General features: G+C 66.1%; 20 protein-coding genes and 1 tRNA gene. 12 read left to right on the forward strand and 9 right to left on the reverse strand.

Annotated elements, in window-relative coordinates:
* The first annotated feature begins 57 nt into the window (after positions 1-57).
* The 6 genes from rplM to maiA all read left to right on the forward strand — a co-directional run bounded on the left by rplM (position 58) and on the right by maiA (position 3,674).
* Positions 58-486: a 50S ribosomal protein L13 gene (rplM, locus tag IE066_RS13340; RefSeq protein WP_189450734.1), complete on the forward strand. Its 429-nt coding sequence runs from the start codon at positions 58-60 to the stop codon at positions 484-486.
* Between the two features lie 11 nt (positions 487-497).
* Positions 498-890, forward strand: a complete 393-nt coding sequence (gene rpsI / locus IE066_RS13345) for a 30S ribosomal protein S9 (protein ID WP_189450736.1) — start codon at positions 498-500, stop codon at positions 888-890.
* 63 nt (positions 891-953) lie between these two features.
* A tRNA-Gln gene (locus tag IE066_RS13350) sits at positions 954-1,028 on the forward strand.
* 75 nt (positions 1,029-1,103) lie between these two features.
* Entirely contained in the window at positions 1,104-1,841 is a 738-nt protein-coding gene (locus IE066_RS13355; protein WP_229790818.1) for a 2OG-Fe dioxygenase family protein, read from the forward strand.
* 90 nt (positions 1,842-1,931) lie between these two features.
* Positions 1,932-2,918 carry a fumarylacetoacetate hydrolase family protein gene (locus IE066_RS13360; RefSeq protein ID WP_189450738.1) on the forward strand — a complete coding sequence of 329 codons (987 nt, stop codon included), beginning with the start codon at positions 1,932-1,934 and terminating at the stop codon, positions 2,916-2,918.
* Between the two features lie 84 nt (positions 2,919-3,002).
* The gene (gene maiA / locus IE066_RS13365; protein ID WP_189450907.1) at positions 3,003-3,674 is read left to right on the forward strand and encodes a maleylacetoacetate isomerase; all 672 of its coding nucleotides are present in this window, start codon (positions 3,003-3,005) and stop codon (positions 3,672-3,674) included.
* Positions 3,675-3,735: 61 nt separating this feature from the next.
* Here the strand turns inward: maiA and IE066_RS13370 are convergent, their stop codons facing one another.
* Positions 3,736-4,842: a PilT/PilU family type 4a pilus ATPase gene (locus IE066_RS13370; RefSeq protein WP_189450740.1), complete on the reverse strand. Its 1,107-nt coding sequence runs from the start codon at positions 4,840-4,842 to the stop codon at positions 3,736-3,738.
* 90 nt (positions 4,843-4,932) lie between these two features.
* On the opposite strand from IE066_RS13370, the gene IE066_RS13375 reads away from it, so the two are divergent.
* From IE066_RS13375 to IE066_RS13390, 4 genes are all read left to right on the forward strand, one after another.
* Complete coding sequence (locus tag IE066_RS13375) at positions 4,933-6,207, forward strand: OmpA family protein (protein ID WP_189450742.1); 1,275 nt, start codon at positions 4,933-4,935, stop codon at positions 6,205-6,207.
* A gap of 244 nt (positions 6,208-6,451) precedes the next feature.
* A complete protein-coding gene (locus IE066_RS13380; RefSeq protein WP_189450744.1) occupies positions 6,452-6,670 on the forward strand; it encodes an HP1242/YdcH family protein in 219 nt (72 codons plus the stop codon).
* 102 nt (positions 6,671-6,772) lie between these two features.
* A complete protein-coding gene (locus IE066_RS13385; protein ID WP_189450746.1) occupies positions 6,773-8,149 on the forward strand; it encodes a pyridoxal-phosphate dependent enzyme in 1,377 nt (458 codons plus the stop codon).
* Positions 8,150-8,216: 67 nt separating this feature from the next.
* Positions 8,217-9,383 (forward strand): cystathionine gamma-synthase, encoded by a 1,167-nt coding sequence (locus IE066_RS13390; protein WP_189450748.1) that lies wholly within the window; start codon positions 8,217-8,219, stop codon positions 9,381-9,383.
* A gap of 35 nt (positions 9,384-9,418) precedes the next feature.
* On the opposite strand, the gene IE066_RS13395 is transcribed toward IE066_RS13390, so the two are convergent.
* From IE066_RS13395 to IE066_RS13430, 8 genes are all read right to left on the reverse strand, one after another.
* Positions 9,419-9,904, reverse strand: coding sequence for a hypothetical protein (locus tag IE066_RS13395; protein WP_189450750.1), 486 nt, complete (start codon positions 9,902-9,904; stop codon positions 9,419-9,421).
* A 63-nt stretch (positions 9,905-9,967) separates the two neighbouring features.
* The gene (locus tag IE066_RS13400) at positions 9,968-10,729 is read right to left on the reverse strand and encodes a sulfotransferase domain-containing protein (RefSeq protein WP_189450751.1); all 762 of its coding nucleotides are present in this window, start codon (positions 10,727-10,729) and stop codon (positions 9,968-9,970) included.
* On the reverse strand, positions 10,726-11,565 hold the full coding sequence (locus IE066_RS13405) for a hypothetical protein (protein ID WP_189450754.1): 840 nt from the start codon (positions 11,563-11,565) through the stop codon (positions 10,726-10,728). Before IE066_RS13405 ends, IE066_RS13400 begins: the two co-directional genes overlap by 4 nt.
* Positions 11,562-12,467, reverse strand: a complete 906-nt coding sequence (locus IE066_RS13410; protein ID WP_189450756.1) for a glycosyltransferase — start codon at positions 12,465-12,467, stop codon at positions 11,562-11,564. Before IE066_RS13410 ends, IE066_RS13405 begins: the two co-directional genes overlap by 4 nt.
* Positions 12,468-12,469: 2 nt before the next feature.
* Positions 12,470-13,762 carry an ABC transporter ATP-binding protein gene (locus IE066_RS13415; protein WP_189450758.1) on the reverse strand — a complete coding sequence of 431 codons (1,293 nt, stop codon included), beginning with the start codon at positions 13,760-13,762 and terminating at the stop codon, positions 12,470-12,472.
* 78 nt (positions 13,763-13,840) lie between these two features.
* Positions 13,841-14,557, reverse strand: coding sequence for a class I SAM-dependent methyltransferase (locus IE066_RS13420; RefSeq protein WP_189450759.1), 717 nt, complete (start codon positions 14,555-14,557; stop codon positions 13,841-13,843).
* Between the two features lies 1 nt (position 14,558).
* A complete protein-coding gene (locus tag IE066_RS13425) occupies positions 14,559-15,560 on the reverse strand; it encodes an ATP-grasp domain-containing protein (RefSeq protein WP_189450761.1) in 1,002 nt (333 codons plus the stop codon).
* 60 nt (positions 15,561-15,620) lie between these two features.
* Positions 15,621-17,150 carry a hypothetical protein gene (locus tag IE066_RS13430; protein WP_189450765.1) on the reverse strand — a complete coding sequence of 510 codons (1,530 nt, stop codon included), beginning with the start codon at positions 17,148-17,150 and terminating at the stop codon, positions 15,621-15,623.
* Between the two features lie 325 nt (positions 17,151-17,475).
* Here IE066_RS13430 and IE066_RS13435 point away from each other — a divergent pair, with 325 nt between their 5' ends.
* Together IE066_RS13435 and IE066_RS13440 are read left to right on the forward strand one after the other, a co-directional pair.
* Positions 17,476-18,288 carry an ABC transporter permease gene (locus IE066_RS13435; RefSeq protein WP_189450767.1) on the forward strand — a complete coding sequence of 271 codons (813 nt, stop codon included), beginning with the start codon at positions 17,476-17,478 and terminating at the stop codon, positions 18,286-18,288.
* Entirely contained in the window at positions 18,278-19,978 is a 1,701-nt protein-coding gene (locus IE066_RS13440; RefSeq protein WP_189450769.1) for a GspE/PulE family protein, read from the forward strand. The genes IE066_RS13435 and IE066_RS13440 overlap by 11 nt, the downstream gene beginning before the upstream one ends.
* Positions 19,979-19,984 lie beyond the last annotated feature (6 nt).

Raw genomic sequence — 19,984 nt, forward strand, 5'->3', positions numbered from 1 at the left:
GTTCGGACGCTCCGGTGTCCCAACCAACCCGACCAGGCACCCACCAAGAGTTTTGTCATGAAGACCTTTATCGCCAAGTCCGAGACCGTCCAGCGCGACTGGTATCTCGTCGACGCCTCCGGCAAGACCCTGGGCCGCCTGGCCTCGGAGCTCGCCCGCCGTCTGCGCGGCAAGCACAAGCCCGTCTACACTCCGCACGTCGACACCGGCGACTACCTGATCGTGGTCAACGCCGAGAAGATCGCCGTCACCGGCAACAAGCTGGCCGACAAGAAGTACCACCGCTTCACCGGCTACGTCGGCAACCTGAAGACCGAGACGCTCGCCCAGGCGCTTGAGCGCCACCCGGAGCGCGTGATCGAGATCGCGGTCAAGGGCATGCTGCCGAAGGGTCCGCTGGGCCGCGCGATGTACCGCAAGCTCAAGGTCTACAAGGGTGCCGAGCACCCGCACGCCGCGCAGCAGCCGCAGACGCTCGACATCTAAGGTCCAAGAACATGGCTACCCAGCAGAATTACGGCACCGGCCGCCGCAAGTCCTCCACCGCCCGCGTGTTCCTGCGCAAGGGCTCGGGCAACATCACGATCAACCAGCGCTCGCTGGACGAGTTCTTCGGCCGCGAGACGGCGCGCATGATCGTGCGCCAGCCGCTCGAGCTGACCAACTCGACCGACAAGTTCGACGTGGTGGTGACGGTCGCCGGCGGCGGCATCACCGGCCAGGCCGGTGCGATCCGCCTCGGCATCGCCCGCGCGCTGGTCGAGTACGACGAGAACCTGAAGGGCGACCTGCGCCGCGCCGGTTTCATGACCCGCGATGCCCGCGAGGTCGAGCGCAAGAAGGTCGGCCTGCACAAGGCACGTCGCGCCACGCAGTTCTCGAAGCGCTAATCGCGCTTCGCGGAATGCTGATGGGCTTGCCGTCAGCATTCCACGCGGTAGAATTCGCTACATAGCCCCGTCGCCAAGCGGTAAGGCACCTGACTCTGACTCAGGCATTCGGTGGTTCGAATCCATCCGGGGCTGCCAAACAAGAAGACTGCATCGCAGTCGCCGAAGACCCGCCTCGCGCGGGTCTTCGCGTATCCGGGGTCTGGAGTCGCCATGGTCGCCCGCTTCCCGCCGCCGATCGTTCCGCCCGATGCCGCCATCGAGCGCATGCGCGCGCAGGGCTATGCCGTGGTGTCGGCCGAAGGGCTCGCGACGCTCGCGGGCGTTGCGTCATCCGAGCTGGTCGCGCTCGCGCTGAGCTGGGACGACCTCGCGCCCGACACCTATCTCCGCGACGGCGGGCGCTACCGCCGTCGCCGTCATGCCTGCTTCGTGGTCGACGGCGTGGACGTCGCGCCGGCACCGCATCGCGCGCACTGGCAGCCGGTCGAGTACAACGCGCTGCACGGCGGCATGCACCGCTGGTTCGAGCCGATCCGCCACGACGTCGCCACGGCGCCGGCGTTCCTGCAGGTGTTGCGCGGCCTCGGCGCACTGTTCGACGAGCTGCGGCCGCAGCCGCGCTGGTACGTCGAGGCGCACCAGTTCCGCATCGACACTGCCGGCGGCTTGGGCCGCCCGACGCCGGAAGGCGCGCATCGCGACGGCGTGGACTTCGTCGCCGTATTGCTCGTCGGCCGCCACGGCATCAAGGGCGGCGAGACCCGCGTGTTCCAGGCCGACGGCCCGGCCGGCGAGCGCTTCACGCTGGAGGAGCCGTGGTCGGCGCTGCTGCTCGATGACAGCCGCGTGATCCACGAATCCACTCCGATCCAGCCCGTCGACGGCGACGGCCATCGCGATACGCTGGTCGTCACCTATCGCGCCGGCGCGTTCCTGGGCGACGACTAGCGCTCGCGGTCGATCGCCGCAGCGCCGCCTGCGGGTCGACAGTTACAATTGAAACCATCGCGCCGCACGGCGCCCGTCTTGGAGCATCCGATGAAGCTGGGTTCCCTCAAGGAAGGCGGCCGCGACGGCACGCTGGTCGTCGTTTCGCGCGATCTCGCCCGCGCCGTGCGCGCCGACGGCATCGCGCCGACGCTGCAGCGCGCGCTCGAGGACTGGTCGAACGTCGCGCCGCGCCTCAACGCGCTGTACGAGTCGCTCAACGACGGCAGCCCCGACGGCGCGTTCGATCTCGACATGACGCAGCTGGCCGCGCCGCTGCCGCGCGCCTACGAGTTCGTCGACGGCTCCGCCTACCTGCCGCACGTCGAGCGCGTGCGCCGCGCGCGCGGTGCGCAGGTGCCGGAGAGTTTCTACGTCGACCCGCTGATGTACCAGGCCACCAGCGCCGGCTTCTACGGCCCGCGCGACGCGGTGCGCGTACCCAGCGAGAGCTACGGCATCGACCTCGAGGCTGAAGTGGTCGTGGTCACCGACGACGTGCCGATGGCGGTGACGGCCGAGGAGGCCGCGTCGCACATCCAGCTGGTCGGCCTGGTCAACGACGTGTCGCTGCGCAACCTGATTCCCGACGAACTCGCCAAGGGCTTCGGCTTCCTGCAGAGCAAGCCGCGTTCGGCGCTGAGCCCGGTGTTCGTCACGCCGGACGAACTCGGCGATGCCTGGCGCGATTCCAAGGTGCACCTGCCACTGGTGACGCACGTCAACGGCGACTGGTTCGGCGCGCCGGAAGCCGGTGTCGACATGCAGTTCTCGTTCGCGCAGCTCGTCGCGCATGCGGCCAGGACGCGCCCGCTGTCGGCCGGCACCATCGTCGGTTCGGGCACGGTGGCCAACGAGGACACCTCGCTCGGCGCGTCCTGCTTCGCCGAGAAGCGCACCGTCGAAACGCTGGAAAACGGCAAGCCGTCGACGCCGTTCATGAGCTTCGGCGACACCGTGCGCATCGAAATGCTGGACGCCGACGGTCGCAGCATCTTCGGCGCGATCGAGCAGCGCATCGAGCCGCACGTCCGCTGACCGGGCGATCCCGCGATGCGGACGGCACGCCGTCGTCCGCGGCGCGGTAGTAAGGTGGCGAGCCCCATCGCCGAGCCCGCCGTCGTGACCGAGCCGCTGCGTCTCTACTCCTACTGGCGCTCCAGTGCCGCGTACCGCGTGCGCATCGGACTGGGCCTGAAGAAGCTGCCGTACGAGACGGTGCCGGTGCACCTGATCAGGGACGGCGGCGAGCAGCACAGCGAGGCGTTCCGCGAGGCCAATCCGCAGGAACTGGTGCCGGTGCTGCAGCATGGCGCACGGCTCTACCGGCAGTCGATGGCGATCCTCGAGTACCTCGACGAAACCTGGCCGACGCCGCCGCTGCTGCCGGCGCTCGCGCGCGATCGCGCCCGTGCGCGTGCGCTCGCGCAGACCATCGCCTGCGACATCCACCCGCTCAACAACCTGCGCGTGCTGCAGTACCTCGAGCACGAATGGAACGCGCCGCAGCCCGAGCGCGACGAATGGGTGCGGCACTGGATCACGAAGGGCTTTACCGCGTTCGAGGCGCTGCTCGACGACAACCCGGCCACCGGCGAGTTCTGCGAGGGCGATGCGCCCACTATCGCCGACTGCTGCCTGGTGCCGCAGGTCTACAACGCGCGCCGCTTCGGCGTCGACATGGAACGCTGGCCGACGATCGCGCGCATCGAGCGCGCCTGCCTCGCGCTGCCCGCGTTCGACGCCGCGCGCCCGGAGCGCCAGCCCGACTGCCCGGAAGCGCAGCGCGCCTGATGTGGGGCGCATAAAGAAAACGGCGGCACAGGGCCGCCGTTTTCGTATCAGCCGCGATGGATCACATCGAGCTGTACATGTCCGCGTAGGGATCGTGCTCGGCGCCCGCGCCTTCGGACAGGCGGAACTTGAGCGCGAGGCCGTCGCGCGAGTCGGCGGCGCGCAGCGCGGCCTCCATGTCGATGCGGCCTTCCTTCGCGAGGCGGAACAGGCACTGGTCGAAGGTCTCCATGCCTTCCTCCAGCGACTCCTCCATCGCCTGCTTGATCTCGTGCACCTGCCCGCGGCGCATGAGGTCGCGTACGTGCGGCGTGTTGATCAGCACCTCGGTCGCCGGCAGACGGCGGCCGTCGACGCCCACGACGAGCCGCTGGCTCACCACCGCGCGCAGGTTCAGCGCGAGATTCATCAGCACGTTCTTGTGCGCCGACTCCGGGAAGAAGTTGAGGATGCGCTCGAGCGTCTGGTCGGCATTGTTGGAGTGCAGCGTCGCCAGGCAGAGGTGGCCGGTCTCGGCGAACGAGATCGCGGCTTCCATCGTCGTCGCGTCCAGGATCTCGCCGATCAGGATGACGTCCGGCGCCTCGCGCATCGCGTTCTTCAGCGCGTTATGGAAGCTGTGCGTGTCCAGCCCGACCTCGCGCTGGTTCACGATCGACTTCTTGTGCTTGTGCAGGAACTCGATCGGATCCTCGATGGTGAGGATGTGGCCGGCCATGTTCGAGTTGCGGTGGTCGATCATCGACGCGAGCGTGGTCGACTTGCCCGAGCCGGTGCTGCCGACGATGAGCACGAGGCCGCGCGGCGAGACGATGATGTCCTTGAGCACCTGCGGCAGCTGCAGCTCCTCGATCGACGGGATCACGTTCTTGATCGCGCGGATCACCATGCCCACTTCGCCGCGCTGCTTGAACACGTTGACGCGGAAGCGCCCGGAGTCGGGCAGGGCATAGGCCATGTTGAGCTCGAGGTTCTTCTCGAACTCGGGCACCTGGCCCTCGTCCATCAGCGAGTACGCGATCTTCTTGACCATGCCCGCGGGCAGGCCGGTATTGCCAAGGGGCTGCAGCTTCCCCTCCACCTTGATGTAGACCGGCGCCCCCGTCGTCAGAAACATGTCCGACGCGTTCTTCTCCGTCATCAGCTTCAGGAAGTAGCCGATGTCCATGCAGTCTCCTCGCTTGGCGTGCAGGTTTGCGCCGGTACGGCCGGCATGGCCACAATGACCGCGCGTCCCCACGCTACGGTCCGGGTCCCCATGTCGCCAAGCTTCGCACATCCGCGCAACGCGCTTCTTGCCCTTGCTCTCACCGTGGCGCTCGCCGGCTGCGCGAGTCTTCCGCCACCGACGGGCGAGCTGGCCGCGGCCCAGCAGGCGGTCGCACGTGCGAGCCAGGGCGATGCCGACCAGTACGCCGGCGCCGAACTGGCGCGGGCGCGGGCCCAGCTGTCGCAGGCCCAGGCCGCGATGTCGTCGAGCCATGAGGATGATGCGCGCAACCTCGCGCTCGCCGCCGCCGCCGAGGCCGATCTCGCGCACGCGCGCAGCCGCGCCGCGGTCGCCGAGGCGGCGCATGCGCAGCGCGAGCGCGAGGTGGCCGAGCTGCAGCAGCGCCTCGGGATCGATGCCGACGCCCCCGCCACGCTGCCTCAACCACCCGCCGAGACGGTCGGCAACCACGCCGCACGCCTGCAGGCACTGGCCGCCGACCCGCGCCTTTCCGGCCTCGCGGAATTCGAGCGCGTGCAGGCGCGTCAGGCGATCGATGGGCTCGCGACGGTGAAGTCGCGCCAGCGTCCCGCCGCTGAGGCGCTGGCCGAGCGTCGCGTGCGCGCGGCCGAGCTCGCCGCGTACGCGCAGGCACTCCAGCGCGACGCCGATCGCCTGGAGCGCACCTATACCGAGCTGCAGCTGGAGGCCACGCGACGCGAGGCCGCCGAGGCCCGCGCCGAGGCGGAGCGCCTCCGTCTCGAGGCCCAACTTCGCGCCGAGGAGACCGAGCGCCTGCGCGAGCAGGCGGCGGTCGAGGAGCAGGCCCGCCAGGAGGCCGAGCAGGCCCTGCAGGGCGCCGCCACGCAGCAGGCCGCCAAACTGTCGGCGGCGCGCGAGAAGGAACTCTCGCTCGCCCGCGAAGAGGCCGAACTGGTCGCTGGCGCCAAGCTGCCACCGATGAAGCGCGACAGCCGCGGCGAGGTGTTCACGCTCGCCGGCGACGCTTTCGCCTCCGGACAGGCGACGCTCACCGCCGGCGCGTCGGGCAACCTCCGCGCGCTCGCGCACTATCTCGACGTCTCGCGCGCCACGGCCGTCCGCATCGAAGGCCATACCGACAGCCAGGGCGACGCGGCGTCCAACCAGGCGCTGTCGCAGCGGCGCGCCGACGCGGTGCGCAAGGCGCTGGTCGCCGGCGGTGCGGGCAGCGTGCGCATCGATGCCGCGGGCCGCGGCGCGACGCAGCCGGTCGGCGACAACGGCACCGCCGCCGGGCGCGCCAAGAATCGCCGGGTCGAGATCATCGTCACGCAGAAATAAGCGATTTTCCGCGGATTTAACGCGGTTTTCGCGGCAGCTTCAGTCCTGTGACGACCGGCTGTCGGCCGTGGTCCAGTGCCGCTTGCCCCGCCCGGACACGGGGAGTACGGTCGAGTTGAAAGGGGCCTCGACGGCCCCTCGCAACGCCGGGTCGCGCACCGCCGGCACTGCACGCGGTGACGCGACGCGGCCACACCGTTTCCGGTGGCCCCCGCCGCCGGATGCCAGTGCCGAGGAGGTTTGCATGTTCGAAGACCGGTCCGTGAGCGAGCTCGACAGCCTGATCAAGGGCAACCCCGAATTCAGGCAGCTCTACCAGCACCACCAGGATCTCGACCGACGGGTGATGAATGCCGAACTGGGCATCAGTCCGGTCGACGACCTCGAACTCACGCGCATGAAGCGCGAGAAGCTCCACGCCAAGGACCGCCTGTTCCGCATGGCGGGCTCGCTGCTGCACTGATGCGAACTCACGGACGCCGCTGCCGCACCCGCGGCGCGGCGGCCGTCGGCCGCTTCGCGCGGCCCGGTAGAATGGGCGGATTCCCCGCTGTACGGATCCGCCATGCCCCTGCACCAGTCCGTTCTCGAGCTGATCGGCCGCACGCCGATCGTGAAGGCGCAGCGCCTCGATACCGGCGTCTGCGAGCTCTACCTCAAGCTCGAGAGCCAGAACCCCGGCGGCTCCATCAAGGACCGCATCGGCCTGAAGATGATCGAGGCCGCCGAGAAGCGCGGCGAGATCAAGCCCGGCGACACGCTGGTCGAAGGCACCGCGGGCAACACCGGCATCGGCCTCGCGCTGGTCGCGCAGCAGAAGGGCTACAAGCTCATCCTCGTCGTGCCCGACAAGATGAGCCGCGAGAAGATCTTCAATCTCAAGGCGATGGGCGCGCAGGTGGTGCTCACGCGCAGCGACGTCGCCAAGGGCCATCCCGACTACTACCAGGACATGGCCGCGCGCATCGCGAGCGAGACGCCGGGCGCCTACTTCATCAACCAGTTCGGCAACCCCGACAATCCGGCGGCGCACGAGTTCGGCACCGGGCCGGAAATCCTCGAGCAGATGGCCGAGGTCGGCGGACTCGACGCGATCGTGTTCGGCTGCGGCAGCTCCGGCACGATGACCGGCCTGTCGCGCTGCTTCGCCGAGAAGTCGCCGAACACCGAGCTGATCCTCGCCGATCCGGTCGGCTCGATCCTTGAGGAGTACATCAACCGCGGCACGCTGTCCGAGAAGAGCGGCAGCTGGATGGTCGAGGGCATCGGCGAGGACTTCCTGCCGGGCATCTCGGACTTCTCGCGCGTCAAGAAGGCCTACGCGATTTCCGACAAGGAGAGCTTTCTCACCGCGCGCGAGCTGCTGGAGAAGGAGGGCGTCCTCGGCGGCTCGTCGACCGGCACGCTGCTCGCCGCCGCGCTGCGTTACTGCCGCGAACAGACTACGCCCAAGAAGGTGTTGGTGTTCGTCTGCGACACGGGCAACAAGTACCTGTCGAAGATGTACAACGACTACTGGATGCTCGACAACGGCTTCCTCGAGCGCGAGCAGCGCGGCGACCTGCGCGACCTCATCCTGCGCCCGTACTCGCAGCGCGACACGGTGGTCGTCGGCCCGAAGGACCTGCTGGTGACCGCGTACCAGCGCATGAAGCTCTACGACGTGTCGCAGCTCCCGGTGATGGACGGCGACCAACTGGTCGGCATCGTCGACGAGTCCGACGTGCTGCTGCACGTCTACGGCGACGAGCAGCGCTTCCGCGACCCGGTATCGACGGCGATGGTCAGCAAGCTCGACAAGATCGACGTGCGCTCGCCCATCGAGGCGCTGCTGCCGGTGTTCGACCGCGGGCACGTGGCGATCATCAGCGAGGGCGAGCGGTTCCTCGGGCTGATCACGCGCATCGACCTGCTGAACTATCTGCGGCGTCGGGTGCAGTAAGCCCGCGCTTCCAATTTCTGCGCGGCATGGTCGACCCGTGCCGCGCCTACCACGGAAACCCTTTCGCATGAGCCAGCACGACGAACGCGACTTCGGCCTCGGCACGCGCGCCATCCACGCCGGACAGTCGCCGGATCCCTCGACGGGCGCCGTAATGACGCCGATCTACGCGACCTCGACCTACGTGCAGTCCAGCCCGGGCGAGCACCAGGGCTTCGAGTATTCGCGCAGCCACAACCCGACGCGCTTCGCCTACGAGCGCTGCGTCGCGGCGCTGGAAGGCGGCACGCGCGGCTTCGCGTTCGCCTCGGGCCTGGCGGCCACGTCGACCATCCTCGAGATGCTCGACAGCGGCAGCCACGTCATCGCGATGGACGACGTCTACGGCGGCACCTACCGCCTGTTCGAGCGCGTGCGCCGCCGCAGCGCAGGCCTGGACTTCAGCTGGGTCGACCTCACCGATCCGGCCGCCTTCGAGGCCGCGATCCGGCCCGAAACGAAGATGGTCTGGATCGAGACGCCGACCAACCCGCTGCTCAAGCTGGTGGACATCGAGCAGATCGCGTCGATCGCACGCAGGCGCGGCCTGATCGTCGTGGTCGACAATACCTTCTGCTCGCCGATGATCCAGCGTCCGCTCGAACTCGGCGCGCACATCGTCATGCACTCGGCGACCAAGTACCTCAACGGCCATTCCGACATCGTCGGCGGCATGGTGGTGGTTGGCGACGATGCCGAGCTCGCCGAGACGATGGCCTTCCTGCAGAACGCCGTCGGCGGCGTGCAGGGCCCGTTCGACAGTTTCCTGGCGCTGCGCGGCCTCAAGACGCTCCACCTGCGCATGCGCGCGCACTGCGAGAACGCGCAGGCGCTGGCCGAGTGGCTGCAGACGCATCCGGCGATCGAGCGCGTGGTCTATCCGGGTCTTGCGGACCACCCGCAGCACGAGCTCGCCAAGCGCCAGATGCACGGCTTCGGCGGCATGGTCACCATCTTCGTCAAGGGCGGCCTCGAGGCCGCCAAGCGCTTCTGCGAGCGCACCGAACTGTTCGCGCTGGCCGAGTCGCTCGGCGGCGTGGAAAGCCTCGTCAACCACCCGGCGATCATGACGCACGCGTCGGTGCCGCCGGAAAGGCGCGCGCAGTTGGGGCTGTTTGACAACCTCGTGCGGTTGAGCGTGGGTGTCGAGGACTTGGCCGATCTGCAAGCGGATCTCGACGCTGCGCTGGCCTGAAACAAAACGGAAGCCCCCGAAGCGGGGGCTTCCGATCAGCGGATCTGGAAGTCGACGATACCGACGGGCCGCATATTGATATCGATCTGGACGTTGTAGCGGCCCGGCTTCATGCCGTCGGCAGCGCTGAAGGAAAAGAGCACGGCCTGCTGCCCGGGCTCAATCTTGGCCGTTTCTTCCTTATGCGTCCTGCCGTCCTGATAGGTCCAGTACACGCGCGCATTTCCGCCGCTAGGCGGTAGGCGACCCTCGGAATAGCTCGCGTAGACCGTGTCGTTGACCGTGAACTGGGGGCTGTCCGCACGCACGGCGACATCGCCGTTCACCTGCGTGCCGACGGCGATCGCATTCGCGTCGACGGACACGGGGTTCAGGCCACCGGAAACGCCGCTGGGTGTCGAGGCGCCCGTCGGGCGTTCCGTCTTGGATGTGGCGGCCGGCATATCTTCCGCGCCCTCATTACAGGCGGCGAGCACGAATGCGGCGAGGGTTGCAAAAACGAACAGGCGCAGCCTTGGCATTCCAATTCCTCGTTGCGGGCGAATGCGGATTATGCCAGCTGCCTTCCCGACGGCTCTCACTACCTAGTTCGTCAGATCGATCGCATAGCGGCGGTTCAGTTCACGAACTTCCCTGCGGAAAAGCGTCTTGAGGATGCGTCGCACAATGCGGTCCCCGTCCCGCTCGTAGCGCCCTTCGAATACGGGCGGAAATTCGGCTGGGCTATGCGCCTGTGGAAGCCCGAGAAATTGTCGGACTCCAGCAACTACGGCCGCTGGATCCTGACGTAGATCGCACGTCCGAAGCAGAAGCACGTTATGTCGAGGGGTATGGCGGAAGAGCGCATCCAGTTGTCGGCAGTAGCGGCTGCGCGCGACATACGACTGCATGATTCTTGGCGAATCCTGGGTCAGTTCCGTGCGATGCCTCCACAGCCGATAGGGCTCACCAAGAAGCGCGGCAGCAAGCGGGAGATGTTCGTTGCCGCGCCCGCGTTCCATGTAGTAATGGGACAGGGATCTGTCGACAGGATCACGCAGCAGGATGATCCAGCGCATCGTCGGGTTGTAGGCCGAAATTCGACGGATCAGCCGTTCGTCGAACATGTACAGCGGCGTCGCGTCTCCCACGAGGCAAGGGACATTCGTCCTGGGCCAGAAGGCGGCGAAGCGACTATCGATATCTGCTGCGGTCCAGCTCTCGTCGAAATCCGGATGGTCGAACAGGTGGGCTTCTTTTCCCAGAGGCAGGCAAATGTCCGAAAAGGCGGACATATAGGTCGCGAGCGCGGTGGTCCCGGCCTTCTGGGCGCCGCCGATGACGAACGTGATGCGAGGGGAGGTCATTCTGCTGCGTCCACGCTGCAGTACTGTTCCTCGATTTCCCGCGTTGTGTACCAGCGTTCCCACGCACGCGACCCCGACATCAGCTTCGTGATTGCAGCGGTGGGTACGCCGGTGTCGCCACCGGGACGGTTCCTGCTCGCAAGTCGCGGTACATGGCCCGGTCTGCTGCCAGCGACAGTGAATAGCGCTTCGCCGTGTGAGCTGACGATGTCCTCGTAGCGCAGCACACGCGCGGGATCGAGTCGGCTGAAGCGTTCGAAGAACCAGTCCAGAAGAACGATCTGCCGTTCAAGAACCGTCGGCAACGCACTGATCCGGTCACGCAGTTCGGGATCAAGTGACTCGCCGGCAGGGGCGCGTCCTTCGCGCACCGGCAGATCGACGGAAGTCCAGGATGCAAGCGCAGCGACGGGGTTCCGGACGATCGCGATAACCGGAACCGCGTTGCCGAGCTCCGGAAGCAGGGCGGTAAAAGCGGCATTGTGCTTGATCACAAGGAGGTAATCGGCGCCAGCCACATCGACCTTGATCGTCCCCTCTTCCACCACCAGACGGCGCCGCGAGTCCGCCGCCGTCCCGGAAAAAGGGTTGTCCGGCACGCGCCCATCGACCTGCTTGCTGGGTGCCGTGGCCGTAGACCTGATCTGTTCGCGCACTTGCCCGAAATAGTGCTCCACCTCACGGATCGCCGCGGCGCGATCTCCGGGTAGCGTCGAGACAGCCATCGGCTCGAACAGCGCAACCGTGGAGGGGCATTGCGACAGTAGATGACAGCAAAGCGTGGTGCCACTGCGCGGGATGCCGGTGAGCGCAAGGTTGCGGGGGGGCAGATTCATCCTTCGATCCCAAGCGAGTCCAGTATCCGATGAAAGGCGAGCCGCTCCTGCGCAAGGCTGTAACGCGTAGCGGTCGACAACCCGTTCGCGACGAGACGAGCGGCATCCGCCGGCGTCAGCGACGCGACGGCTACTGCGAGTTCTTGGGCGTCCGCGGCGGGTGCGAGGCAATTAACGCCTGACTCGACGTACTGCCGGTTGCCAACGCAATCGGGCATCACGGTGGCGCATCCCAGCGCCATCGCCTCCAGCCCCGGCAAATAGAAGCCCTCACTGGGGTCGGGCAAAAGCACCGCGATGTGCGCCGCGGCCATTTGCGAAAGATATTCCGCTCGTGGGAGCCACCGATCGCTTACATGGGATTCGATGCCGCGGAGCCGTAGGTCCGCCGCCAAGCGATGCCCCAATTCCGGTCGCTTCTGTGCGCCGATGAACACGTTGGGGCCACGTTTGGGGCGGTCAACGTATCCACTGACGTCAATCGCCGCTGGAATCACATGCACGGGGCCGTTCACCCGGCCCGTCGCGAGGATGGCTTGTGCGACAGCCTCGCTTACGCAGATGCGTACGGCCGGGCGGTCGAGATACTCGAACAGCGGGGAGGCAGGATCCGCGTGACGGACATGCTGGACGATGTTGATGACAGGAGGGTGCTCCGAGGGGATCGCGCTCCAATCAAGTCCGCCGACGAAGAGGGCCGAGGCATCGCAGGGTTGCCACTTGTGCAGACGACGGGCCGTCTCCTGCCACCACGGATTTCCTTCCGAGATGCTGTCGGGCGTTAGATAGATGAACGGCGACCACCGCGGATGCGTGGCCGCATGGTTGAAGTAATCCCAGACCTTTCCGTGGCCACCGGTATAGCTTCGGAAATCGCGGTGGAAATAGAGGCGAGCGGTCACGCCTAGAAATGGACCTGCATGGGCACGGGAAAGATCCCCGTGAAAAGCGACCGGCTGTCGTCGACCACTTCGAAGGAAAGACGGCCCTCCTGACGGGACAGGACGGTCGTGCGGTCCAGTTCGGGCGCATCGATGACACGGCTTCGGATGCGATAGATCCCTTGCTGGAACAGGGCGTCGAACTCGATCCGCACCTGAAGCATCATGAGCGATGCAACCCGCGGCAACATGATGCGTCGACCGGTGAGCTGCAGCCCCTTGGCATCGAGGATGTCGAAGATGACGCCCGGGTGCTCCACGTCCGGTCCGAGGCGCACATCGAGGCGGACCTCAAGCGTCTGGCCGTAACCGACGGTGGCATGGTCGACATCGTTGATGGCGGCCCCCACCACGCAGGCCGTGTCCAGCCCGTAACCGTCGTCCAGCCGAGCCACGGCGGCACCCGCACCGGGTCGCAGCTTAGCCTCCAAGGCCCGCCGGTGGGTGCGGTGCAGGTATTCGGTGATCACCTCGTCCGGAAGGCCGCTCAGTGCGATCCGGCCCGACTCGAGGAGCATGGCGCGGTGGCAGAACGCCTTTACCGCATTGAGGTCATGCCCGACGAACAGCAGCGTGGTGCCGCGGCTGAGGATCTCGTCGATACGGGCCATCGCCTTGGCCTGGAACGCCGCATCACCGACGGCGAGCGCTTCGTCCACGATCAGGATGTCCGGCTCGGTGTGGACCTGTACTGCGAACGCGAGGCGAAGGGCCATGCCCGAGCTGTACGTCTTGACGGGCTCGTCGATGTAGTCGCCGATGTCGGCAAACGCGACGATATCGTCGAGCACGGCCTGGATTCGCGCGCGATCGAGACCGAGGATCGCGCCGTTGATGAATACGTTCTCACGGCCGCTTAGTTCCGGATTGAACCCGGAGCCCAACTCGAGCAGGGCCGCGACGCGCCCGTGGATTTCCACGGCACCTTGAGAGGGCGGAAGGACGCCAGCGATGATCTGCAGCAGCGTGCTTTTCCCGCTGCCGTTCAGCCCGATGATGCCCAGGGCCTCGCCACGTTTGAGCTCGAAGCTGATGTCCGACAGGGCAGTATGCGTGTGCATCCGGGCATGTCCCCGGGCCGCCAGTCTTTGTCCGGCGGCAGGGAAAATGCGGCCCATCACGCCCGCGGACCGCAGCATCAGCGGAACCAGCAGCCGCGACGATGGCGTGGCCCACATTCGGTAGGTCTTGCTCACGTCCGCCACCCGGATGGCGATGGCGTCCCGGGCCGGGGTGGGATTCAGGCTGTCGGACATAGCCGACTATGATCGCCGATCAGGACCTGTCCGGGGCAGCCTGCCGGCTTCAGGCGTCCGTGTCGCGGGCAGGGCGGATCAAGGGCGCACTTCGATATCGATGTAGAGAAGACGCCAGTCCAGCTCGACCGAGCCATCGGCCGCGTGTCTGACGCCGATGCTGCGCAGCTCCGTGGCAAGCGCATCCTCGGGATGGCCTTCGAGGCCGAAGAGCTCGCTACAGAAGTCCAGCATGTCGGGCTCGGATGGAAAGACCCACGGGCACGACGCCTCCTCGCATCGAATGACCCTGCCCAGCTGCCCGTAAAGATCATCATCGGCCCGCAAGTAGTCGCCGTGATGTCCGGTCAGGTTGTAGCGTCCCACGAATCCATCCAGAAACCCTGTCAAAGGTGAGTCCTGATGGACATCGGCCAGATGGATGGTTCCGCCCGGTCTTACCCGATCTCGCAACAGCCCGAGGAATGCCGGGCGGTCCGAGATGTGGTGAAGGGCGGCCAAGCACACGGCATGGTCGTACAGGGCGTCCGGCCAGTTTGCTGGGGCGTGAATAACATCCGAGCTATGGCCAAAGCCGTCGGTCAGCTCCAGCGAGGTCACTTGCACGCGGTCACCGAGCCATTGCCCCAGATAGCCGCCTCCCGCCGGGACGTCGAGGACGCGTTGTCCGGCGGATGGTGGCGCGACGTCGAACAAGCGGGCGAATTCGTTGGCGCGCGCGCGCGGCTGGGAAAGCATGGCCCGGTGATACCGCTGCCCACGGATCTCGAAGATCTCGGCGTAGTCGACCGCCACGTCATCCTCCTGCGGCTGCAGCACCCGGCTGGACCCAAGAATGTGGAGCGGACAAGCGTTCGCGAAGTGCGGACAGGATGCTCTGGATCGGACGATCCCAGATGTTGGGAGACGGCCGTGAGTTGTGCAGGATGTTCATGCAGGCATTCACTTCAAACACCAGAAGCCGTCCATCGGGTCGGAGACTGGCATCGATGCCGAAGTAGTCCAAGCACGTGCGCTTGATGATTTCTTGGACCGCTGCGTCAATACGCGGGCGTGTTTCCGTATCGAAACACTCCAGGAAGCGCGCCTCTTCGACGTCATGCTCGGCGGCGCGACGCTCGGCGTGCAGCAGCCAGTTGTCGCCAATTACCAAGTGCCGAGCGAAGTAGTTCGTGCCAACGACCGCGAGCCTAATCTTCCGGTAGCGGCCATCAGGATCAGCGAACTCACGAAATTCCGTGACATAAAGCTCGCGGCCGCCCCAAGGAATGCGATGCAACTTGGACAAGTCGCAGGGCGTATCGAGCTTTACAAGGCTCACCCCACCATGGTCACCAGCGATCCGGACCAGCAGCGGGAAGCGTAGGCCGGCAGCGAGTGCGACATCTGCTATGTCTTCAGGTGATCGAGCGGCAAGGCGAAGGGTTCGTGGCATGTCGATTTTATCGATACCCTTCAGGCGTAGTGCGGTGATCTCCCTTGCTGTAGAGAGGACGGCCTGCGGCGGGTTGAAGCACGCAGCGCCTGTTGATGCAACCAAGGCAGCCAGCATCGTCAGCGCCTGTCTGCAACGATCCGCGTCGCCTATGTGACTGACGAGCGGGAGCGGTGATTCACTGAAGCGAAGATCGAAATCCGTTCCAATAAATGTTTCGTTCCATTCAGGGAAATAGCGCCGCACGTGCGCGTGAAAGCCGGTCGTACCCTCTAGAACGAATGTGGGCATGCCTGATACGCGGTTACGCGTGAGGGTGACCAGCTTGTCATCTGGAACGCCATGAAGCAGCAGCGCGCCCATCAGGATCTCCAAAAAAAACGGGCGGCCGAAGCCGCCCGTTCATAGCGAGTAAAACGTCGGTTACGGCAGGAACGGACCGTTACCGTTGTTGAACTGGGCGTTGAGCACCTGCTCGCCTTCGTTGTCAGCATCGGTCAGGTTGGTGACCGTGCCATCGGTGGCGTTGCGGTTCAGGCTCTGCACGATCATATCGTTGAACTCACCGTTCACCGTGGCACGCCACTTGCCGGCGCCGTCGCCGAAGGCGCCCGTCAGGCCCTTGGCAGCATTGCCGTTCTCGAGGTCATCCGAGTTCACCTGCAGCGAGCGGCCGGCCGCCAGCGTGAAGGTAACCGGGGCAGCGCCCGGGTTGCCGTTATCGTCGATACCCGTGATGGTGACCGTACCGGTCAGCGAGCTCGGGTTGATGACGCGGATGAACGACTGAGCGGTCGAGTTACCAGCCGGGTTGATGTGGTAGACATCGACAACCGAACCGTTGTAACGCAGCGGCAGCAGGTTGCACGCCTGCAGCGACTGCTCGTTCTCGCCACGCACGAACGTGGTCTGGGCCGACACGGAGGTCGCCTGGATCACGCGCGTGTTGCCTTCGGCGACGAAGCCGCAGACGCCAGCGCTGAAGCCGTCGGCGCCGATCGACACGTCGTCACCCGTGTATTCGAACGTGACGCGGGTGCCGGCAGCGTTGATGGTGCCTTCGATCTGGTCGTCCGTCGTCGAGCAGTTCGAGTCGAGGTCGAGGAAGATGCCGTTCGCAGCGTTGTTGAACGCCGAGAAGTTGCCCGACAGAGTCGTCGTGAACTCGTCAGCTGCATCGAACTCAAAGCCATTGAAGCCTTCATTCACGCCGACATTGATGTCGCCCAGGTCGATCGTGCCGGTGTTGGCCGAGCCGATCTCGCCCGTGGTGGTGAAGTAGGTCTTCGGAGCCTGGCCCGGCGTGCGCGCGATGTCGATGCGCGTCTGGCCGTCGCCACCCGACGTGTCGCAGTCAGCCGTCACGGCCTGGCCAGCACGGATCAGCGGGGTGGTGTCGGTCGAGCCCGGCAGGTCATTACCCGCAACCGGGTCAACGAAGCGGACCTGGCCGATCAGCGTGTTGTCGCCCGTGGTGAGCGCGGCGGTCACGTCGTCGAGTGCCAGCGACTCCAGGGTGAAAAGCACGCCCGGCTGGATGCCCGGAACGGGCGTCGAGCTCGGCGGCTGCAGGCCGAAAATCGCGAAGCTCTGGCCGTTGCCACCCGAAACCAGCGTGACGGTCCAGCCAGCCGCGGCGAGGGCAGCCGACGCGGTCGGGGCCGGGTTGCCTTCAAAGGTCGCGCCTTCGAGCAGGTCGACGCGGACGTTGAAGCCCGTCGTACGGCCGATGATCGCATCCTGGTTGCCGATGGCGATGATCACGTCATCCGCCATGGTGTACAGGTCATCAGTCAGCGTCGTGGGATCGACGAGTTCCGGGGTGTCATCGCCCGTGGCGGCGACCGGCGCCGTGTTGTCGGTCGTGTTGATGCTGTACGCGCTGGCGGTGCCAGCGAGGCCCAGACCGAGCACGAGGGCAACGGCGAGAGCGTTCTTCTTGGAAATCGACATTTGGAACTAACTCCTGTCAGGATTGGATTTTCGCAGCCCGAACTGGCTACACGCCGTATCGCCTGGTACCAAGAAGCGGACGGCCTCGGTAACCAGCTGTGCCAGGGAAAGGAAGCGGTGGTTGCCCTCAGTGGCTTCCGACCTGAACCTTCCCCAAGTACATCGGATTGCGAGGGCGAACGCTAACCGGGGTTTAACCGTTCGTCAATGGCCTTTTTGTTAGACTTCCGCAACGCCCGCCGATGCGTGGCTTCACGCCGGCTCTACGATCTGCGTAATGCGGACTGGGTCACATCTGCAACCGTCCGCTCTCGGGGGAGTGCCCTTGTCGCCCGGTCTGTCTTCTGCTGTCGCTCATCCGTGGCGCTACCGTTCCCTGATCAGCATCCTGACCCATCGTGAGGTCAGTGGCCGCTATCGCGGTTCGCTGTTCGGATCGGTCTGGTCCTTTATAACGCCGCTCCTGATGCTGGCGGTCTACACACTGGTCTTCGGCCTGGTGCTGACCACCCGGGCACCCGGCGGCGGGGACGGCGGAATGCTGATGGTGGCGCTGCGTCTGCTGGCGGGCACCCTGACGCATGCGCTGTTCGCCGAGGTCATCAGCCGCGCGCCGAGCCTCGTGGTGTCCCAGCCCAATTACGTCACCAAAGTGGTGTTTCCGTTGGAAGTGCTGGGCTGGGTGAGCCTGTTCGCCGCGCTCGTGCATATGGGGGCGGCGCTGGGGCTGCTTCTGGTGGTGAATGGCATCTGGGGAACGGGTTTCGCACTGTCGCAGCTGGCGATCCCGGTGATCATGCTGCCGTTCGCGATCCTGCTGATCGGGTTGGTCTGGTTGTTCGCCGCCCTCGGCGTCTACGTGCGTGATCTGGCGCAGCTCGTGGGGCCGCTGGTCATGGTTACCATGTTCCTGGGGCCGGTGTTCTTTCCGCGCTCAGCGATGCCGGCGGCCCTGCAGCCGTGGCTGGCGATCAATCCGGTGACGGTTCCGATCGAGCAGTTGCGCACGGTGCTGTTCGACCACGCCTGGCCGGATTGGACCAGCCTGGGGAACTATGCGCTGGTGGCCGTCGTCATATACGCCTTAGGCCTGACGGCCTTCGCGTCGCTGAAGCGAGGTTTTGCCGATGTCCTCTGACAACGCTGCTCTTCTGCTGGAGCCGCCCGTGCTGCTGGGGGAAATGCTGGTTGCCGAAGGGCTGATCAGCGGGGCCGACCTGGACAAGGCGCTCGCGCTTCAGGAGCGGGTCGGCGGCCGATTGGGCAGTGTCCTCATGCGCATCGGCGCGGTCAGCGAAGACAGCCTGCTGCAGGTGCTGGGCCGGCAACTGGACCTGCCCCAGCTGGGCGTCGACTTCCCCTTGCCGGACGAGGAGGCGCTGCGGGCTGCGGGTGCGATGATTCCCGCAGGACTCGACTGGTTGATCGACCAGCAGGTGCTGCTCTGGCAGGAGGTCGACGGCGAATGGCGCTGCGCGGCCCGCGACCCGCTTCTGCCTTCCCTGCGCGAGGGCCTGCGGCACGCGCTTCCCGGCGTCCGGGTGCGCTACTGCCTCTGTCGTTCGCAGGATCTCGAGCGTCTGCTGGATGCGCTGGCACGCTCCGTCGCCGCCGGCCAAGGGGATGCCGGGGACGTCCAGCATCTCCGGGAGATGGCGGAGGAAGCCCCGGTCGTCGAGCTCGTCAGCAATCTTCTCGCCCAGGCCGTCGAGCAGCGGGCGTCCGACCTTCATATCGAGCCGGAAGAGCGGATCTTCTCGGTCCGCTTCCGCATCGATGGCGTCCTTCACAGCCGGCTGCAGCTTCCGCGCGAGCGTTTCGATGCCGTGGCGTCGCGTCTCAAGCTCATCTCGGGGATGGACATCGCCGAGCGTCGCCTTCCACAGGACGGTCGCATGTCGACCCGTGTGGGCGGGCAGGAGATGGACATTCGTGTTTCGGCGCTGCCGGGCGTGCACGGCGAGTCCGTCGTCATGCGACTGCTGCCGAAGGAGCGCAAGGAACTCGGGCTCGAGCGTCTGGGCTTCGAGGCCGACCATCTGGCGATGATGCGCGACTGGACGGCCGCGGCGAATGGCATCGTGCTGGTCACCGGGCCGACCGGCTCCGGCAAGTCGACAACGCTGTATGCCGCGCTCGCGGCGGCGAACGATGGTTTCAAGAAAATCATCACGGTCGAGGATCCCGTGGAGTTCCAGCTTCCAGCGGTCACGCAGATCCAGGCCCATCCGGATATCGGCCTGACGTTCGCCAATGCGCTGCGTTCGATCCTGCGCCAGGACCCGGACGTGATCATGATCGGCGAGATCCGTGACCTGGAGACCGCCGAAATCGCGGTGCAGGCTGCGTTGACAGGCCATCTCGTGCTGTCGACCCTGCATACGAACGATGCGATCAGCGCGTTCACGCGTCTGGTCGACATGGGTGTCGAACCTTTCCTTGTCGCTACGCCTGTGCGTGCCGTACAGGCGCAGCGTCTCGTTCGCCGACTTTGTGACTGCAGTCGCCCGGCGCGCGGACCCGCGCTCGTCGAGTCGGAAGTCGCACCTCTTGTTGCCAAGGTATTCGGCGAGGTGCCGGCGCAGTGGCGGGAGCCTGTCGGCTGCCCGAAATGCCTGGGTACGGGCTACAAGGGTCGTCTCGGGATCTACGAAATGGTGCCGGTCTCCGAGAGCATGCAGCACCTGATCGTTTCGGGTGCGAGCGTCAATGACATGAAGGCGCTCGCCCGATCGGAGGGTTGCCGGTTCCTTCGTGAAGACGGGCTGCTCAAGGCGTGGCAGGGGCTGACGACGGTCGAGGAAGTGCTTCGCGTGGCGGGCACCTAAGCAGCG

Source organism: Cognatilysobacter xinjiangensis (genome assembly GCF_014651995.1).
GTDB lineage: Bacteria > Pseudomonadota > Gammaproteobacteria > Xanthomonadales > Xanthomonadaceae > Cognatilysobacter > Cognatilysobacter xinjiangensis.